15 protein-coding genes are annotated in these 17,320 nt (G+C 57.7%); 9 read left to right on the top strand and 6 right to left on the bottom strand.

The genetic code is table 11. The annotated features are described in order from the left end of the window. Positions 1–25 precede the first annotated feature (25 nt). Complete coding sequence (locus R3E82_11260) at positions 26–817, top strand: SDR family NAD(P)-dependent oxidoreductase (protein ID MEZ5551460.1); 792 nt, start codon at positions 26–28, stop codon at positions 815–817. A 142-nt stretch (positions 818–959) separates the two neighbouring features. Here R3E82_11260 and R3E82_11255 read toward each other — a convergent pair whose 3' ends face one another. Then, a complete protein-coding gene (locus R3E82_11255) occupies positions 960–2,258 on the bottom strand; it encodes a hypothetical protein (protein MEZ5551459.1) in 1,299 nt (432 codons plus the stop codon). A 209-nt stretch (positions 2,259–2,467) separates the two neighbouring features. Between R3E82_11255 and R3E82_11250 the strand changes: the two genes are divergently transcribed. Next, positions 2,468–3,883 (top strand): porin family protein, encoded by a 1,416-nt coding sequence (locus R3E82_11250; GenBank protein MEZ5551458.1) that lies wholly within the window; start codon positions 2,468–2,470, stop codon positions 3,881–3,883. Between the two features lie 41 nt (positions 3,884–3,924). Here R3E82_11250 and R3E82_11245 read toward each other — a convergent pair whose 3' ends face one another. Then, entirely contained in the window at positions 3,925–4,632 is a 708-nt protein-coding gene (locus R3E82_11245) for a histidine phosphatase family protein (protein ID MEZ5551457.1), read from the bottom strand. 148 nt (positions 4,633–4,780) lie between these two features. Beyond that, on the bottom strand, positions 4,781–5,857 hold the full coding sequence (locus tag R3E82_11240) for a fatty acid desaturase (protein ID MEZ5551456.1): 1,077 nt from the start codon (positions 5,855–5,857) through the stop codon (positions 4,781–4,783). A 113-nt stretch (positions 5,858–5,970) separates the two neighbouring features. Here R3E82_11240 and R3E82_11235 point away from each other — a divergent pair, with 113 nt between their 5' ends. The 4 genes from R3E82_11235 (at position 5,971) to R3E82_11220 (ending at position 9,529) form a co-directional block, all read left to right on the top strand. After that, positions 5,971–6,159, top strand: coding sequence for a hypothetical protein (locus R3E82_11235; GenBank protein MEZ5551455.1), 189 nt, complete (start codon positions 5,971–5,973; stop codon positions 6,157–6,159). Positions 6,160–6,213: 54 nt separating this feature from the next. Further along, positions 6,214–7,491 carry a cytochrome P450 gene (locus tag R3E82_11230; GenBank protein MEZ5551454.1) on the top strand — a complete coding sequence of 426 codons (1,278 nt, stop codon included), beginning with the start codon at positions 6,214–6,216 and terminating at the stop codon, positions 7,489–7,491. 136 nt (positions 7,492–7,627) lie between these two features. Next, positions 7,628–8,764, top strand: coding sequence for a redoxin family protein (locus R3E82_11225; protein MEZ5551453.1), 1,137 nt, complete (start codon positions 7,628–7,630; stop codon positions 8,762–8,764). A gap of 24 nt (positions 8,765–8,788) precedes the next feature. Continuing rightward, complete coding sequence (locus R3E82_11220; GenBank protein MEZ5551452.1) at positions 8,789–9,529, top strand: TMEM175 family protein; 741 nt, start codon at positions 8,789–8,791, stop codon at positions 9,527–9,529. A gap of 139 nt (positions 9,530–9,668) precedes the next feature. On the opposite strand, the gene R3E82_11215 is transcribed toward R3E82_11220, so the two are convergent. Further along, positions 9,669–10,154 (bottom strand): Dps family protein, encoded by a 486-nt coding sequence (locus R3E82_11215; GenBank protein MEZ5551451.1) that lies wholly within the window; start codon positions 10,152–10,154, stop codon positions 9,669–9,671. 248 nt (positions 10,155–10,402) lie between these two features. Between R3E82_11215 and R3E82_11210 the strand changes: the two genes are divergently transcribed. The 3 genes from R3E82_11210 (at position 10,403) to R3E82_11200 (ending at position 15,166) form a co-directional block, all read left to right on the top strand. Beyond that, positions 10,403–11,296: a LysR substrate-binding domain-containing protein gene (locus R3E82_11210; GenBank protein MEZ5551450.1), complete on the top strand. Its 894-nt coding sequence runs from the start codon at positions 10,403–10,405 to the stop codon at positions 11,294–11,296. A gap of 204 nt (positions 11,297–11,500) precedes the next feature. After that, a complete protein-coding gene (gene katG, locus R3E82_11205) occupies positions 11,501–13,639 on the top strand; it encodes a catalase/peroxidase HPI (protein ID MEZ5551449.1) in 2,139 nt (712 codons plus the stop codon). 156 nt (positions 13,640–13,795) lie between these two features. Next, the gene (locus R3E82_11200; GenBank protein MEZ5551448.1) at positions 13,796–15,166 is read left to right on the top strand and encodes a sigma-54 dependent transcriptional regulator; all 1,371 of its coding nucleotides are present in this window, start codon (positions 13,796–13,798) and stop codon (positions 15,164–15,166) included. A 12-nt stretch (positions 15,167–15,178) separates the two neighbouring features. Here R3E82_11200 and R3E82_11195 read toward each other — a convergent pair whose 3' ends face one another. Then, complete coding sequence (locus R3E82_11195) at positions 15,179–15,613, bottom strand: ferritin-like domain-containing protein (protein MEZ5551447.1); 435 nt, start codon at positions 15,611–15,613, stop codon at positions 15,179–15,181. 105 nt (positions 15,614–15,718) lie between these two features. Then, complete coding sequence (locus R3E82_11190) at positions 15,719–17,023, bottom strand: universal stress protein (protein ID MEZ5551446.1); 1,305 nt, start codon at positions 17,021–17,023, stop codon at positions 15,719–15,721. Positions 17,024–17,320 lie beyond the last annotated feature (297 nt).

Below are 17,320 nucleotides of genomic sequence, written 5' to 3'. Positions count from 1 at the left end.
AGAGGCTCCCGAGGAGAATCCGGTGATGACAGATCGATTTGAAGGCAAGGTCGCCGTCGTGACGGGTGGTGCGTCGGGTATCGGCCTGGCGATAGTCAGTCGACTCGTGGCAGAAGGTGGTCGCGCGGTCGTTGCCGATCTCAACTCCCAGTCCCTGGCTTCAACAGCAGAGGCGCTCGGTGATCGTATTGCAACGATCGCAGTCGATGTGAGAAACGAAGGCCCGGTAGAAGCTATGGTCGCTCTCGCGATGGAAAAGTTCGGTGGCCTCGATCTGGGTTTCAACTGCGCAGGGCTCAGTGTGCCTGGCGAGATCATGGACCTGTCCGAAGAGGACTGGGACACCACCGTGGATATCTGCCTGAAGGGCGTGTTCCTGTCAGTCAAACATGAGGCCAGGGTGATGGCAGAGTCAGGAGGGGGCGCCATCGTGAACATCGCTTCACTGAACAGCCATGTGCCGATGATCGGCGGTGCCGCCTACGCCTGTGCCAAGGCGGGTGTTGAAATGCTGTCACGCAATGCGGCACTGGAACTGGCTGTAAAAAGGATTCGTGTCAACACGGTGTCCCCGGGCCTGACGGATACTCCTCTGACCGCCGCCTTCAGGGAATTCCAGGGCATGGATTCCCTTTTCATGGAAAGGATCCCGATGAACCGCTGGGGTACGCCTGAGGATGTGGCCGCTGCCGCACTGTTCCTGGCAAGCGATGACGCCGGTTACATCTCCGGTTCGAACCTGTTTGTGGATGGCGCCTGGGAGACCACGGGATACCCTAATCTCCGACCTTTTCTTGCTGGATTCGCAGATTCCTGAGGGAAAGACACGTGCTTCAGTTCCGATCCACCGAAAGGTCTGGTGTCCACCAACCCGATTCCCTATGACGGGTACTGCCAGGCAGTCTGCAAGTTATGCCTGAAAATCGTGGCCATCACTGACAGATCTAGACGGACAAACATCAGAAAGCCGCGTCGATTCCGAAGAGGATGTAGTGCTCCTGATCCAGATGGCCGGTGAAATAGCTACCCGATTGATTCTCTTCGCTGAGCATATCCACGTTCACTTCGATCGTTCCCTTCACATTGCGCATGAAGTAGTAGCTGGCTGCGAAAGAGAGGGTGCGCATGTCTATGCCTTCGAAGACAGTGTCGGTGTCCTTCAGATCACCGGCATCGACGTAGTTGAGCAGCGCGGAAAATACCCATTTATCGCTGTGTACATAGTCCACACCGGCGAAGCCACCGGTCCAGTCGTAGTCTGTGCCGGGATCCAGGAAATCCGACCAGCGATTCCACATCACCTGTCCGAACCAGTGCCAGCGGTTGGCCACGGTGCCTGAAAGATCCAGGCCCACGGAGTATTTGTCCGTATCGCGATCGCCGCTGTCCGTACCTGCCGGTCCAGTGGCGTTGCGCTGCTCTCCAACCAGTCCGAAGATACCAACTGATGCCGAGGCGATCTCGGTGCCAATTCTGCCGAACACGGTTTTCTCGGTATCATTGTCGAACATCTTGTCCGATCGCCGGTAACCCGGGCTGTTGATACCGAAATTCTGTTCTATACCATTGCCGTTAGAAAAACCAAGAGAAAGATCCAGCGGCCCTGCGCCACGATCAAACAACACACCCCGGTCGTAGGTTACGCCGGCGAATCGATAGACCATGAAATCCTGGAACGTCATGCGGGTTTCTCTGGGAAACATGAGGTCCGACAACTGGAATTGACCGAGCTGGGCGCGGACCCCGCTGCCGAGGATGTCGTCATAGCTGAACCAGGCATCCTCGACAATGACCTCAAGATTGCCGCCTTTCTCCGCGGCGATTGCGTATACGTAGTAACTGATGTGATCGGACAGCGGAGCGCTTGACAGCAGCTTGACCAGATAGGGTGCCTGGATGTCGACGTCCGAATCCGCCTCGGTTTCCCCGCTGATCGGATCGATGGACTTGCCATCCCGGCCCTGCACGAATGCCTGTGCACGAATCGCCAACGGGATCTGTTTCGGAAGGGCGAGCATCTGGTCGCCTGTTTCAAGTGTGGTATCCCGCCAGTTAGGCAGTCGAAAATTCATGTCCTTGGCGAACTGATCGCCGAATTCGTTCAGCCTGGGAAAGGCGACGTGACAGACATTGCAGCTGATCCCGTACTGTCGTGCGAAGGACGGATGTGCATTCGCCGTCGACGGAAGCCACGCAGCCACCGTGATCAGCATCATGTATCTGATGAACTGCGCGGTGCGATCTGCTTTTCTGTGCATGCCATGCTCCTTCGGTGTGCGAATCCGAGGGATTCAACCTGACAGCTGAGATCCGCTCCATAAGGAATTCCACCGATGATCAGCACCCTCGATCATCTGCAGGCCTGCGCCGGTAAGCCACTCAGCCATGCGACCTACGATTTCAGCGAAGCTCCCCGTATGATGGCCAGGCGAATCAAACGCCAGTTGACAGACAGGACAACAACAGCATGCGCGAAGCCCTGAAATCCCATATCTCCTTTGCCCACACGACTTGGCAGCGGCCGCAGTATTTCGAGTCATCGATTGCAGCCGTGCGTCGCTGGTCCGTCCGCTTCGGATTCCTCGGTTTCGTCTTCTGCTGGTGCGGGTGGGTGGATTCGGCTCAGGCGGATGTTCTCGACCGCTGGTATGCCGGATTGGGCGTGGGCTGGAGCTACGTGGATAACCTGGCGGTGGGCGACGCCACCATGGATCTCGACCGGGGCACCAATCAGCTGTCCTTTGCACTTGGCCGTCGCCTGGGCGATGCCTGGCGGGTGGAGCTGGACTACGCGGAATTCGACCGCTCTCCGGAACTGCTCTACTCATCCTCCGCTGGCATCGAGATCGACACGGACGAGCGGGACGCGGTCGACACGTCGAGTCTGATGCTGAATCTGGTCCGCGACTTCCAGGCAGGACGCGCGTGGCGGCCTTACGTCGGCGTGGGAGCCGGCAGGGGTAAGCTGGATATTCACTACTCCGAGCCGGAGATCAACGGTCTGTTTTTACAGCGCCCGCGCCGGGACATCGTCAACGACGGGGGCAGCGGATTCGCGTGGCAGATCATGGCCGGATTGACAGTTCCTCTGACCCGCCGGCTGGAACTCGCCGCCGACTTCCGTTACTGGCACATGACCGACGTCAATCTCGAGGATGCCTCCGGCGCCGACTTCGATACGGACCACACGATCCAATCCGCCTGGCTGCACCTGCGCTATCACGGCGCGAACGCGGGTGTTTTCGACGCACCTGCACCCCGCCAGCCGATCGAGCGGGGATGGTACCTGACCGGCAATCTGGGTGGCGGCTTCGCTCAGGATGAGGATATCGAGGATCAGACACTGGTGATCGACGCTTTCGATCTGGGCACGACGGTCACGGTCGGCGCCGGCTATCACCTGCATCCGCGCTGGCGCGTCGAGCTGGAAGTCAGCTACTGGGAAAACGACGTGGAGGTCATGGAGTTTGACAAGGACACAGGTGAGGACTCCGCATCCGGCAGCGTCGAAAGCTACAGCCTGATGCTCAATCTCATCCACCAGTTCGCGCCGGGTTCGGCCATACGGCCCTTCATCGGTCTCGGCGGTGGCTGGGCCTGGTCTTCCTACGACATCAGGACCGCCGGGTTCTGCCGGAATTTCGTCTGTGACCCGGTGGAGCAGAGAGCTCGGTTGATCGACGATGACGGCGGGGCCATCGCGGCCCAGGCGATGCTCGGGGTGGACGTCGCGATCAGCGATCGCTTGAGTTTCTCCGCCGCCTACCGTCAGCTCATTACCGGCACCACGGACATGCAGCGGCTGGATGGCATAGATTTCAACTCAGAAAGACGCTACATCACCTCAGTCACCGCCGGCTTTCGCTACAGCCTGGGCCGGTGATGGCCAGGCACAGGAAACTGTCTGGGTGAAGGATCGCTCACTCAGCGGCTTCGGGCAGCCCGCCGAACCACAGAGGCACGAGCAAGGCGCCCGGGTTCGGCCGCGCGACCGTCCGACACTGAGACCTCAGGAAGCATCGCCAGCCGCGCCAGAAACGGTGCCCAATCCGCCGCCTTCAGATAGCCGAGCACACTGACCTTCCTCCTGGCGGTGTCGAGTCGCAGAAATATCACCGCACCGTAGGTGTCCGGATCCATGTAGTCGAGATCCTGCTGGAGCTCGCCCGCCGGACTGTCGAATTGCTCCATGCAGCTGCTGTGGGTCAATAGAATCAGATTCACTCCTGGTACCTTGTTTTCGAACAGATTCGGCCTGATTCCGGATCTGCACTCGCGCAGCCAGTCCCGGACTTCGACACCGGTCCCGAATGCTGCCTCAGCGGTCTGGGTGGCGCGCCTTTCGGGACTGCTGTAGACGATCGCTGCGTCGAGAGACAGGGTACGGAACCCTGCGCCCAGATCCCGGGCTGCGGCCTGTCCGGCTTCGGTAATGCCGCTGTCGCCTTCCACACAGGTACTTGGGGAGCGGTCGCAGCGCTCGGTGTGCCGAATCAGCGCGACGGCCTCTCCGCCGTGCCAGACGGACGCCAGGCTGCTCAGCGTGTCGATATCGGCACGGGACAGATCCTGGTTGCCCGATGCCTGGCCCTGGGGTTGACAGGCGCTGAACAGCAGCAGAAACGCGCTCAACAGCAGAAATCCCAGGCACTGAAGGCTGTGGGAAAGGACAGGCGGAAGCTGGTACAAATATCTCCCCGGTTCCGGCTCATGGAACCTGGGCCGGTCGGGGGAAGTCACATCCGCGGCAATGGCACCCACCGACTCAGGCGAGGGCGGGTTAAACGCTACTTCTGTCAGAGGTGGCTGGAGAAGACGGGACGCCTGCAGATTCACTGGTAAAAACCCCGTTAAAATCTGTCCACCGGTGCACACTGTAGTCATACAGTTTACAGCGACGAATGCAGTTACTGAGAAGCGCCCAGGTAAACGCCTGACTGGGAGCACCGTTCGGTTGGCTGTTAAGGGTTTTCTGCGCTGCACTGACTTCATAGAGCGGTATCCGCACATCGAGATGATGAACCGGATGTTCCATGATGTTGTTCAGGATTCGCCCCAGACCATAAGGGAAGGTGATCAACATCGTGCTAGAGAGACCTTCTCTGCTCGCCTCCCACTCCGCAGTGTTGTCGTACCACGCTATGCCGGGATGGGTGTGCTGAAAGTAGATGACGGCTCCCATCAGCAGCTGCCAGACAAACAGCGGCAGAAGAAAACCACAGCAGACCAGCAGCCACGGTGGCTGGGCGGTCGCCGCAGCCAGCAGCCATAAGCCGATAATCCAGCTCAGCGCAAAGATGCTCACCAGAAGACAATCGCGAAAAAACACAGGCCGTCGCAGCGGCATTTCAGCCTCGTTTGGAAACATCATTTTCCGCCACCAGATCTCAATGCCGTAATAGGCCCAGAAGCCCCACCCGGAGCGATAGAACCGCTCCAGCGCTCTGCGCCACGACGGCATCGCCAGATATTCCGCCATGCTCAGCGGCGTCCAGACAAAATCGCGGGTTTTCAGATTGGTGTAGACATGGTGACTGACATTGTGACCAGCCTCCCAGAGGCTGAATGCTGTTAAAGACGGCAGAAACACTGCTCTGCCGATCCAGCGGTTAAACTTGCGGTTGCTGAAAAATGCCTGATGACAGGCGTCATGTCCGATTATGAACAGCCGGGCAATGGCCAGGCCCATAATCACTGCCGCCAGGACTTTGACGGCGACGCTTGCGCTCAGCACGACAACCGTAAAGCTGCCGGAGAGCAACACCAGGTCAAAGCAGCAGATCAGCGACGCGCGCAGGTCAGAACTGGTGCGAAACGAATTCACGGAGCGGCGTAGCGATACTCTATTCGATGCCAACGTGGGGATCCGGAAAGACGAGGGTGGTCATCTTAACAGGCATTTTTTGCCCTTGGAGCAGGATAGTTGCAGGATCGAATCGTCCGACCACAATTTCATCCGCTGAAACTCCGGTGTTGTTTGCTTTGGGGCGCTATGATCGCCAGGTCGACTCGCGACTGGCCGCTGGTTTTCTGGAAACACTGGATGCGCCTGCCAGAAAACTGATCTGGTTCGAGACCACTGCGCACAACATACCCTTTGAAGAACCGGAACGATTCAACGAGGAAGTCAGGATATTTCTGCAGGCTGCAGGGAGGTGACCCCTGCCTGACTGTCGCGATATGATCCGCTAAAACCTGAGAGGGGTCGCGAAATTGAACTGGCAGCAATACGAGCTCGAACATCAGCAGCGCCTGGAGAATGCCCGGTCCCATGCGGCGAATCTGCCGCTGGAAGATATCGACCTTGCCCACTGGGACCTGATGCGTTTCGACACCATATGGCCCTATTACGAGCGCCTGCGGCAGGAATCCCCGGTCTACTATCATGAGAAAAGCATTGTCGGGCCCTACTGGTCGGTCACCAACTATGACCTGGTGAAGGCAGTGGATACGGATCCTGTCCGATTTTCATCGGAACCCTCCATCGGGTTTTTCACACCCGAGCAGTTCGAGCCGGGGCAGGCCAATGACACATCCAGCTTCATCTCGATGGATGATCCGAAACACGCCGAGCATCGGAAGGCCGTAGCCCCCGTCGCCGGACCGCGCAACCTGGCTGCACTGGCGCCGACCATCCGGGAGCGGGTAAGAGGCATCCTGGACGACCTGCCAGTGGGCGAGACGTTCAACTGGGTTGAACATGTTTCAATTGAGCTGACCACCCAGATGCTCGCAACCCTGTTCGATTTCCCTTTCGAGGAGCGATACAAACTCACCCGCTGGTCGGACATCGCGACATCGCCGCGGAAAGCCGGACTCTGGGACACGCTGGAAGAACGGCAGCGGGAACTCGACGAGTGCCTCGAAACCATGACGAGGCTGAGAAATGAGCGGGTCACCAACCCGGGTGGCCACGACCTCCTCACCATGCTCGCCCACAGCGACAGTACCCGGGACATGTCTCCCCAGCAGTTCCTCGGCACGCTGCTGCTGCTCATCATCGGTGGCAACGACACGACCCGGAACTCGATCTCCGGTGGCGTGCTGGCGATGAACTACTGGCCGGAGGAGTTCCAGAAGATCAAGTCAGATCGGTCGAAGATCTCGAACGCCGTGGCTGAAATCATTCGCTGGCAGACCCCGCTGGCCTTCATGCGCCGCACCACGACAGAAGACGTTGAGATTGGCGGCAAACTGATTCCAAAAGGTGAGCGGGTGCTGATGTGGTACGCCTCAGGCAATCGGGATGAGGCAGTCTTCGAAAATGCCGAGCGTCTGGACGTCGAAAGAAAAAACGCCAGGCAACACCTTTCTTTCGGTTACGGAGTGCATCGCTGCATGGGCAACAGGGTCGCGGAACTGCAGCTCAATATACTCTGGGAAGAAATGCTCGACCGGTACAGCCGGATCGAGGTGGTGGGCGCTCCGATCCGGGCCATCTCCAACTTTGTGCGCGGCTATACCCACTTGCCGGTGAAACTGCACGCCTGACAACTGCCACGCTGGCTGATGTCCACACCACTGGTGGCGCGGGGTGTTCATCGCCCGCACTTCCAGAGCGTCTGCTTCTCCGCATAACCGAATTCCACTAGGATGTAGCCAACTGCAGTCGCCAGAGGCGTACACCATGGCTAAAAACTTTATGGCTTATCCGGAGCTTCGGCACCCGTTCGCCGAAACACCCATCCACTCCGAGAGGCAGGTGACTGTGTTGTATCAGGGCAACACGATCCAGCTTGATGAAGCAGTCGCTGGAGATGAATTGCTGATCAGACCGGAAGATCTCAAACGGGTAAATGGATTCGAGCTGAAGCCGGAAGGAGCCTGTTATCAGGACATGTGCATTCCGATGAACGATCGCCTGCTCACCGAGCTGGACGGTAAGCGATGGTTCAATCTGACCGCCTTCGCCGATCTTCTTGAGCAGCCCTATGTGGCTGACGTGGAAAGCCGGGTCTGGAGTTTTGCAGAGATTCCTGCGAAGCGTGAAAGCATGATGGTCGATGCGATGGCACCGGACTTCGAGGTGGTGGATCGTGAAGGAAAGGTCGTCCGGATGGCCGACTATAAGGGTAAGAAAGCCCTGATCGTGACCTGGTCCTCGTGGTGAGGATGCCAGTTTGACGTGCCCGTGTGGCAGCGTATCTACGAGGAAATCAACGATCCGGATTTTGTCATCATCTGCGTGGCGGAAGACACCGGCGGAGAAGCCGTCGCTGGTCCCATATTTGATGCGGCGAACCCGACCTATGTACAGGTGGTCGACGAAAACCATGTCATCAGCAGCGCCTTCAGCTTTGTGAACGTACCCTCAGCAGCCTGGATAGACGAGGACGGTAGAATCGTTCGAATTGATGAAGGGACCTATGCGAAGAGCTATGAGCTTGGTGATGGCGCTCAGAAGGTCAGCTTCGGCACAGACATCTACGCTCCCGCTGTGAAGGACTGGGCGGCCAGGGGCGCTGCGAGTGAATTCGTGCAGCCACCTTCGAAGGTGACCGGCAGCATTCGCCGGCTGAGCCGTGATCAACAGAAGGCCGATGCAGCATTTCGGCTGGCCAACCTGTTCCGAAGCCACGGTCGCAAAGAGCAGGCGGAACGTTACTGGAATATGGCTCAGGAACTGAATCCGGACAGTATCAATTTCTTCCGACAGAATCTCACCTTGTCTGAAGAAGGATCGGCCGGTGACACCTTCAGGAAACTGCGGGGTGAGTATGTGTCGCAGGGCAGGGATTACTACCGACCGTTGGATCTGGAATAGTCCTTGGCTCCGTCGAGCAGGCGCATGGCAGTCCCTGACACCCTGCACCACTGGACGGCAGAACAGCTGGCCGAGCTGCCAGTAAAAGGCGACTTCCGGCTGCGTGGACTGGAGATGACGCGGCTGGAAACCTTTACCGATGCTGCCTTCGCCTTCGCGGTGACTCTGCTCGTGATTTCAGTGGATGACGTGCCCGGCTCCTATGAGGAATTCATGGAGGCCCTGAAGCAGATTCCTGCTTTCGTCGGCTGCTTTCTGCAGCTCATGCTGTTCTGGTGGGGTCACCACAGCTGGAGCCGGCGCTATGGACTGGAAGACGGGCTCAGTATGGTTGTCAGTCTCACGCTGGTAGCGGCGGTGCTGGTCTACATCTACCCATTGCGAGTCATCTTCGGAGCCTTCTTCGCGAATGCCAGCGGTGGCCTGTTGTCTCCCCCTTTCGATCTCGTCGTCGAGGAAATCGGAGTCCTTTTCGTGGTTTTCGGTGCCGGTTTCAGCGCCCTCGCCGCACTGCTGGCGATTCTGTACCTGATTGCCTACACAAGGCGCGAACCGCTCGGTCTGAACAGGCTGGAGATCTTCCATACACGCAGCGATGTACTGGTCTGGAGCGTCGTCGCGGCAACCGGCCTGGTGTCCATGAGTGCCGCGCTGCTGCTGCCGGATGAACTCAGCGCGGCTGCCGGTTTCGTCTATTGGTCGCTGGCGATCAGCATGCCGGCATTCGGGTTCTGGGTCAGGCGAATGCGCGATCGGATCGAATGAGAGGCTTTCAGGCCTGACAACACGATCGAACAGCGCGATCGATCCGGCCAGAAGACGCGCTTCGTCAAGGCCCGCGTCCCAGGCCAGATAGCAGGTCAGTGCGAAGCGCTACCGACCACCGTCAGCGTCGCCATGGCCATCATGCGCAGATCGGTTCCTGCAGCATGGCACGCAGCATCCAGGCAGTCTTTTCGTGAATGCGCATGCGATCTGAAATCAATGCCGCAGAAGACTCGTCGTCAGCTGCCTGGGTCTTTTTCAGCACCGCGCGACAGGTGCGCACAACCTGCTCGTGAGAAGCCGTAAGAATCTCAGTCATCTCTCGTGCAGAAGGCACGCCATCGACCTCCTCGATACTGCTCAGCTGCGCGAATTGCCTGTAGGTGCCAGGAGCTTCGACACCAAGGGTACGAATTCGCTCGGCAATATCGTCGACGGCTACCGCCAGTTCGGTGTAGTGCTCTTCAAACAGCAGGTGCAACTCCCGGAACCGGGGGCCTGTCACATTCCAGTGAAAATTGTGCGTCTGCAGATACAGTGTGTAGCTGTCTGCCAGCAGGTGTTTGAGACCCTGAGCGATTTCCGCGCGATTTTCAGGGTTGATGCCAATGTTCATAGTTGTCATTGCAGGCCTCCTTGGAACGATTCGAGGTCCAGACTAGCGCGGGCGGACATATAACAAAAATCAAATGATTCTATTATTCCAATAGGCAGTGCCTATTGACCTGCTGCGCACGGGCGGTCGACGTTCACACCTGTGGTCCGATAAAGCTCTACAGCTTCGATCGAGGTCCGTCACCGGGACTGGGAACGGTGTGTCATCATCGTCCGCTGATAACGTCAGGCCAGCCGCTGGCGAAAATACGGGCAGACATGATATCTATCAAGCAACTCACCTATGCGCTCGCAGTAGAGCAGACGCTCCATTTCAAGAAAGCGGCGGAGCTGAGCAATATCAGCCAGTCGGCGCTGAGCACCGCGCTCACAGAACTTGAAAAGCAACTGGGACTGCAGATCTTCGAGCGGGATAATAAAAAGGTTCTGGTCACACCCGTTGGCGCCCAGGTGCTCGAAAAGGCGCGCAACATACTGCTGCAGGTGCAGGAGTTGCAGCATCTGGCGGACAGTCAGAGAGAGCCATTGAGCTTTCCGATGACCGTCGGGGTGATTCCGACGATCTGTCCCTTCCTTCTGCCCAAAGTCCTGCCAATGCTGCAGGAACGGTATCCGCAGGCCCGGTTGAACATCATCGAAGACCAGTCCCAGGAACTTGTCGACCGGGTCAATCGTGGTGAGCTGGATGCGGCGATTCTGGCGCTGCCTTATCCCTGTGATGGTCTGCTGACCATGGAGTTCTGGCAGGAGGACTTCTACTGGGTGGCGCTGCGCGGCGCCGCAAACACACAACGGGACGAGATCGCCAGCAATGAGCTGGACCATCGTGACCTGATGCTGCTGAAGGAGGGACACTGCCTGAAGGAGCACATCCTGGAGGCCTGCACCCTGTCCGAGAAATTCGTCAATACCTCTCTGGGTGCGACCAGTCTGACTACCCTGATCCAGATGGTGCTCGGTAAGCTGGGTACCACCCTGATCCCCCATATGGCGCTGGATCAGCTGATTTCCCAGCACGGTGAACTGGCGGCGGTGCACCTGAAAGAAAAAGGCCCCCATCGGCGGATCGCCTTTGCGGTACGGCCCAACTATACCCGCACATCCAGTATCGACGCCTTGATGGAGCTGTGCCGGCAAGCATTGTCAACTTAAAGTCTTAATTCTGTAAAATCGAACGTAAACTTCTAATTAACCAAATTTACCGATCGAAATTCGCGGCTTATGCTCCGGCCTTACCTGTTATCAAGGAAGCTCAGGAGAGTAATTGCAATGCGAAAGCTATCCCTATCCACACTCGCCGCGGTTGCGGTAAGCATCGCGGCACTGGTGCCTCCGGGTGCATCAGCCGCTGATGTCATGGCCAGGACCAGTCAGTTCTGGTGGCCACAGACTCTCAACCTGGAGCCTCTTCGGGCTCACGATGCCAGGTCCAATCCGTACGGTGAAGATTTCGACTACACCGCAGCGTTCAACAGCATCGATCTGCAAGCGTTGAAGAACGACATTGAGACGACACTGACGAATTCCCAGGACTGGTGGCCCGCAGACTGGGGTCATTACGGCGGACTGATGATCCGGATGGCATGGCACAGTGCGGGCACCTACCGGGTGCATGATGGCCGTGGCGGCGCCGATGGCGGTCAGCAGCGTTTCGAACCGCTCAACAGCTGGCCGGACAATGTCAGCCTCGACAAAGCACGTCGTCTGCTCTGGCCGGTCAAGCAGAAATACGGCCGCAGTATCTCCTGGGCCGATCTCATGATTCTGGCGGGTAATGTGTCCCTGGAATCCATGGGTTTTGAAACCCTCGGCTTCGCGGGTGGCCGGGTCGATGACTGGGAAGCGGACCTCGTTTACTGGGGACCCGAAACGGAGATGCTGGCCAACGACAAACGCTACGATGAAGCGGGCAATCTGGAAAAACCCCTGGCTGCTGTGCAGATGGGCCTGATCTATGTGAATCCTGAGGGTCCGAACGGTAACAGCGACCCGCTCTCTGCAGCAGCGGACATGCGCGAATCCTTTGGTCGCATGGCCATGAATGACGAAGAGATCGTCGCGCTGGTTGCCGGTGGCCACACGCTGGGCAAGGCACACGGCGCGCGACCCGCGGACTGTGTGGGTCCTGCACCGGCTGCAGCAGCTGTGGAGGAGCAGGGCTTCGGCTGGAAAAACAAGTGCGGCACCGGCAAGGGTGCGGATGCGATGACCAGTGGACTCGAAGGGGCCTGGACTTCCACCCCCACCGCCTGGTCCATTCTCTACCTCGACAACCTGTTCAGATTCGAATGGAAACAGGTGAAGAGCCCGGCGGGCGCTACCCAGTGGATTCCGACGGACGAAACAGCATCGACTCTGGTGCCGGATGCGCACGATCCGACGAAGCGGCATGCACCCATCATGTTCACCACAGACATGGCGTTGAAGCTGGATCCGGGTTTTCGAATGATCTCCGAGCGCTTCCTGAAGAATCCGAAAGCATTCGACATGGCATTTGCAAAGGCCTGGTTCAAACTGACCCATCGCGACCTGGGCCCCCGCAGCCGCTACCTGGGCAGCGATGTACCAGCGGACGTTTTCGTCTGGCAGGATCCGGTGCCTGCGGTTGATCACAAGCTGATCAGTGACAAAGGTGCAGACACCCTCAAAAAAGAAATCCTGAAATCAGGATTGACGCTGCCTGAACTGGTGAAGACCGCCTGGGCGTCCGCATCCACCTATCGGGGATCCGATATGCGTGGTGGTGCAAACGGTGCGCGCATCCGCCTGTCACCCCAGGCCAGCTGGGCCGTCAATGATCCTCAGGAGCTGCCCCGGGTACTGAAGACGCTGACCGATATTCAGAATCGCTTCAACAGCTCCGCTGCACGGGGCGAAAGGGTGTCGCTGGCTGATGTGATCGTACTGGGTGGCGTTGCCGCAATCGAACAGGCAGCCAGGGAAGCCGGACACAAAGTCAAAGTGCCTTTCGCACCGGGTCGCACCGATGCAACCCAGGAGATGACGGATGCAGGTTCGTTTGCGGTTCTGGAGCCGACGGCAGATGCGTTCCGGAACTATTTCAGCGCCGACAGCTACGCCCCGCCGGCAGAGATGATGGTGGAAAAGGCGGATCTGTTGACCCTGACGGTGCCGGAGATGACGGTGCTGATCGGTGGTATGCGTGTCCTGAACGCGAATGCCGGCCAGGCGCGTCACGGTGTGCTCACTGAAAAACCCGGCACGTTGAGTAATGATTTCTTCGTGAACCTTCTCGACATGTCCACGGTCTGGGCGAAATCGCCTCAGGCTGAAGGGATCTATGAAGGAAGAGACCGGGTGACTAACGAAGTGAAATGGACTGCGACGACCGTAGACCTCGTGTTTGGATCAAACTCAGAGTTGCGTGCTGTGGCGGAAGCCTACGCGTCTGCAGACGGCGAAGCACAGTTCGTGAAAGATTTCGTCGCAGCCTGGACCAAGGTGATGAATCTCGATCGGTTCGATCTGAACTGATTCGTAATTCCACACGATTAAAGCGGCGATGTCTCCGACATCGCCGTTTTGTTTCCGCCAGGCTGGTTAAATCCGTTCGCTTGTGTTGAAGCGACACCTGGGAGATAAAGCTATTTCGGCCGCATCAGTGGCTGCCAGCAAGGATCTCCAATCGGCATGAAACCTTCCGCACTCATTGTAGACGACGATGACAGACACGCTGCAGATCTCGCTGCGATCCTGGAGCGACATGGATTCCGTGTCGCGCGTTTCAAACATCCAAAGGATCTGCGCAATGCGGATGATGGCGGGGTATACGCAATTGCCTTCATTACTCTGGAGTGCGGAGGCGCGAGCGGCCTCGACCTGCTTGGGGAAACCTGCCTGCAGGAAGCATCAGAGCTGATTCTGATGAATGCGATCGATCAGCCCGCGCTGGTTAACAGGGGCATCGCGCTGGGGGCAACCTATTTTTTCATAAAGCCATTCGATGAAGGGTTCGTGGATACCTTGCTTAAAGACCTGGCCGCGGAAGAACGTCCTGCGGCAGAGCCGGAGACCGTCGATGTGGCTCTGGATCAGTTCGGTCTGCTCCGAGGCAGCTCGAAGCCGATGCGCCGGCTCTACCGAACCATGCGCAAGGTCGCCCCGTCGGATGCCAGTGTGCTTCTGGTAGGTGAAAGTGGAACCGGCAAGGAACTGGTCGCCCGCTCTCTGCACATGATGAGTGGGCGTGCAGATCAGGATTTCGTGGCGATGAACTGTGCAGCGATTCCGAAGGACCTGTTCGAAAGCGAACTGTTCGGTCATGAGAAAGGCAGTTTCAGTGGTGCAGTGCGTCAACATCGAGGTTTTTTCGAACGTGCACATGGCGGTACGCTGTTTCTGGATGAAATCACCGAAATGCCCATCGAGTTGCAGGCAAAACTGCTCAGAGTGCTGGAACTCGGTGAGTTCCGCAGGGTCGGCGCGGAAAATGACACTTCCAGCGATGTACGCATCATTGCTTCAACCAATCGCGTTCCCGAAGAGGCGATTGATCAGGGTCTGCTTCGGGAAGATCTCTATTATCGGGTAGCCCGTTTTCCTCTGTATATGCCGCCGCTCAACCAGCGCGGGTCAGACGTCATTGGCCTGGCGCAGTTTTTTCTCAATGAACTCAATGGCGAATACGAAACAGCAGTCAGTTTCGGGGATTCAGCCATCGAGCAGATCAGGGCCTATCAGTGGCCGGGCAACGTAAGAGAACTGCGCAGCGTCATTGAAAGGGCCTATATCCTCGCCAACGATCAGATCGAACTCGATCACATGAAGGATCTCGATCTGAGCGATGGCCAGGAAGAAGATTTCATCCGGGTCGCCGCAACCGACTCTGTCGAGGATGCGGAACGTAAACTGATTTACGCGGCGCTCGAGGCGCACGATTCGGACAAACGTGCGGCGGCGCGATCCCTGGGAATATCGCTGAAAACTCTCTATAACCGGTTGAACCAGTACTCTGAGGATGAAACATCTTCTGGCGCCGATATCGAGCGGCCTTCCGAGTAGATCTTCGGACTCTTATCGTCCCAGCGCTTTCTGCAGATCCCGCATATGATCCTGGGTCTGGTGCAGTACAGGTGCAAGCGCCTCGGCAACATCGGGCAGGCCGAGCTCGGCTGCCTGGTCCACACGCTTGCGATAACGCCTGAGCTGCGTGGATTCCAGGGCAAGATCATCTTCCAGTGCGCGTTGCGCATCTTTGCTCCGATGCACCGGCGCAACCTCCGTGGTTGGCTCTCCACCAAGGAAGTCGATCTGTTTCGACAGTATGAGCGCATGCTCCAGCTCCTGGTTCAGATGGTCGCCAAGCTCGTTCAGTGTCTGCTGATACTTCGCGCCTTTAATCGTTGCGAGCTGATGCACGTACTGAAGTACCGAACGGTACTCCAGTGACAGATCTTCGTTAAGCAGTTCGATGAGTCGGGTCTTGTCCACGGTAGCTGTTGTATTCATTGTCCAGGTCCTTTTACTGATTGGGTAAGGTATTAATCGTGTAAGGATTTGATTGAGTCAGGGACTGAGTAGTCTGTTCAGCGTCAGATTGAGTTACGATCTGGATCAGAGCGCAGATCCGACCAGCAGCCTCTCCGCCTTTTTCACAGATCTGAGTGTCGCGACTTTGACGCGATCTTCGGTATCCGAAACCAGCTCGCCTTCATAGGCGCTTTCCTGCAGTCCGGTCCGATCCAGTTCCCAGGATTCGAGAATCCGCCGTTTATCTTCCGGTGAGATATCCGGCCTTCGATTTACGAACATAGGATCTTTGAACACGGCTGCCGGATCTTTCATGGCCTGCTCCAGATCGACATCGACAGGATCGAGCATCCTGCCCGCTGCCCCGGGCGTCCTGCGCCGGATCAGAGGCACCTTCAGATCGTCGAGAGAGACTGAGTGATCGGCGGGTTTGACGAAAAGCACATCGCAGGGTGCGTCGGCAAGGACCGGTTCTGCATTGACACTCAATAGCGCTCTTTCCAGGCGACCACGCTCGAGTGCGCCCATGACGATCATGCCCGCACCGTGCTCTTTCGCGACCTGGCAGATGACCTGGGCCGGATTACCCTGGCGGATAATGATGTCTTCCAGTGGATAGTCGAAGTGATCGGCGAAGGACTGCAGCGCGCTGCCATGGCGGGCTGCATGGTCTTCGTGCAGGAACGCCACATCTGCCGGGATGGCAGCGCCGGTCAGGGATGGCAGGGTAGGTGCGTAGGATACGAACTGCTGCCGCAGTGATGCCGGAATTTCGAAGGCGTTCACCACGTCGATCGGAGAGGAGAAGATACCGGCGACCTGCTGCGCGGCTTCATAGACCGCGTAGTCGAGGGTACCCGTCTGCTGATCGTCTCCGATATCCCGGGTTGGGTCGATACAGGCGAGCACACTGTGTGTGCCACCCTCAACGTCTGTTTTTCGGGTGAACAGACAGGGAGTGGGGCAGGTACGAATGAGATCCCAGTCGGTGTTGCTGAATATGCCGGCAACGTAACTGTGGTCATCGGGCTGTTTGATCACGAGGTCGGATCCATCAGCCAATGCCTTTGCCGCGATCGCCTCTGCCGGGGGATAACTCCAGTTGACTTCGCAACTCACAGCATATCCGCGGGCTCTCAGACTTTTTGCGACATCGCATAGTGCGTCGTATCGCTCATCGACCTTCTTCTGACGTTCGTTGTCGATCAGCTCAGGCGCGATAAACATGGAAGGGGTAAGAGAAGCGTCGTAGCACGTGCTGAAGAGTTGAATTTCACAACCGGCGCGGTCAGCAATCTCCCTGGCGCGGACGAGCGCCTCTCCGTGCTGGTCCCCGTCCGCCAGGGCGCCCGGGTTCATGACAACGAGAAGTCTTTCGAGTGGTTTCATTGAGTCTGCTCCTAGTGTTCTGTTTGCTGAGTTGATGTTGCTGGGTTGATGGATATTTCCCTTACAGATACTGAAGCAGGTTGTGTGCCAGGCGTATGCACGGCAGATTCGTGTGTGTGCGCGTACGCAACGAATGTGGAGATCAGGGAAGTCGGTGTAAAGGTTGCAATCTGATTGTCAGAAGCACATCCGAAGCCGCTCTCGCTGGCGAGACGCCCTCGAGGGCGGGCGGGGCAGGGACAGTCGGGGGATGTGCAGGACGAAACGCACATACCTGGAATAGGAGTGCGGGTGGAT

The organism is Pseudomonadales bacterium (assembly GCA_041395945.1).
In the GTDB taxonomy this organism is placed as follows: domain Bacteria; phylum Pseudomonadota; class Gammaproteobacteria; order Pseudomonadales; family Azotimanducaceae; genus SZUA-309.
The sequence above is the reverse complement of the archived record's forward strand: the minus strand, read 5'-3'. Positions and strand labels throughout refer to the sequence as shown.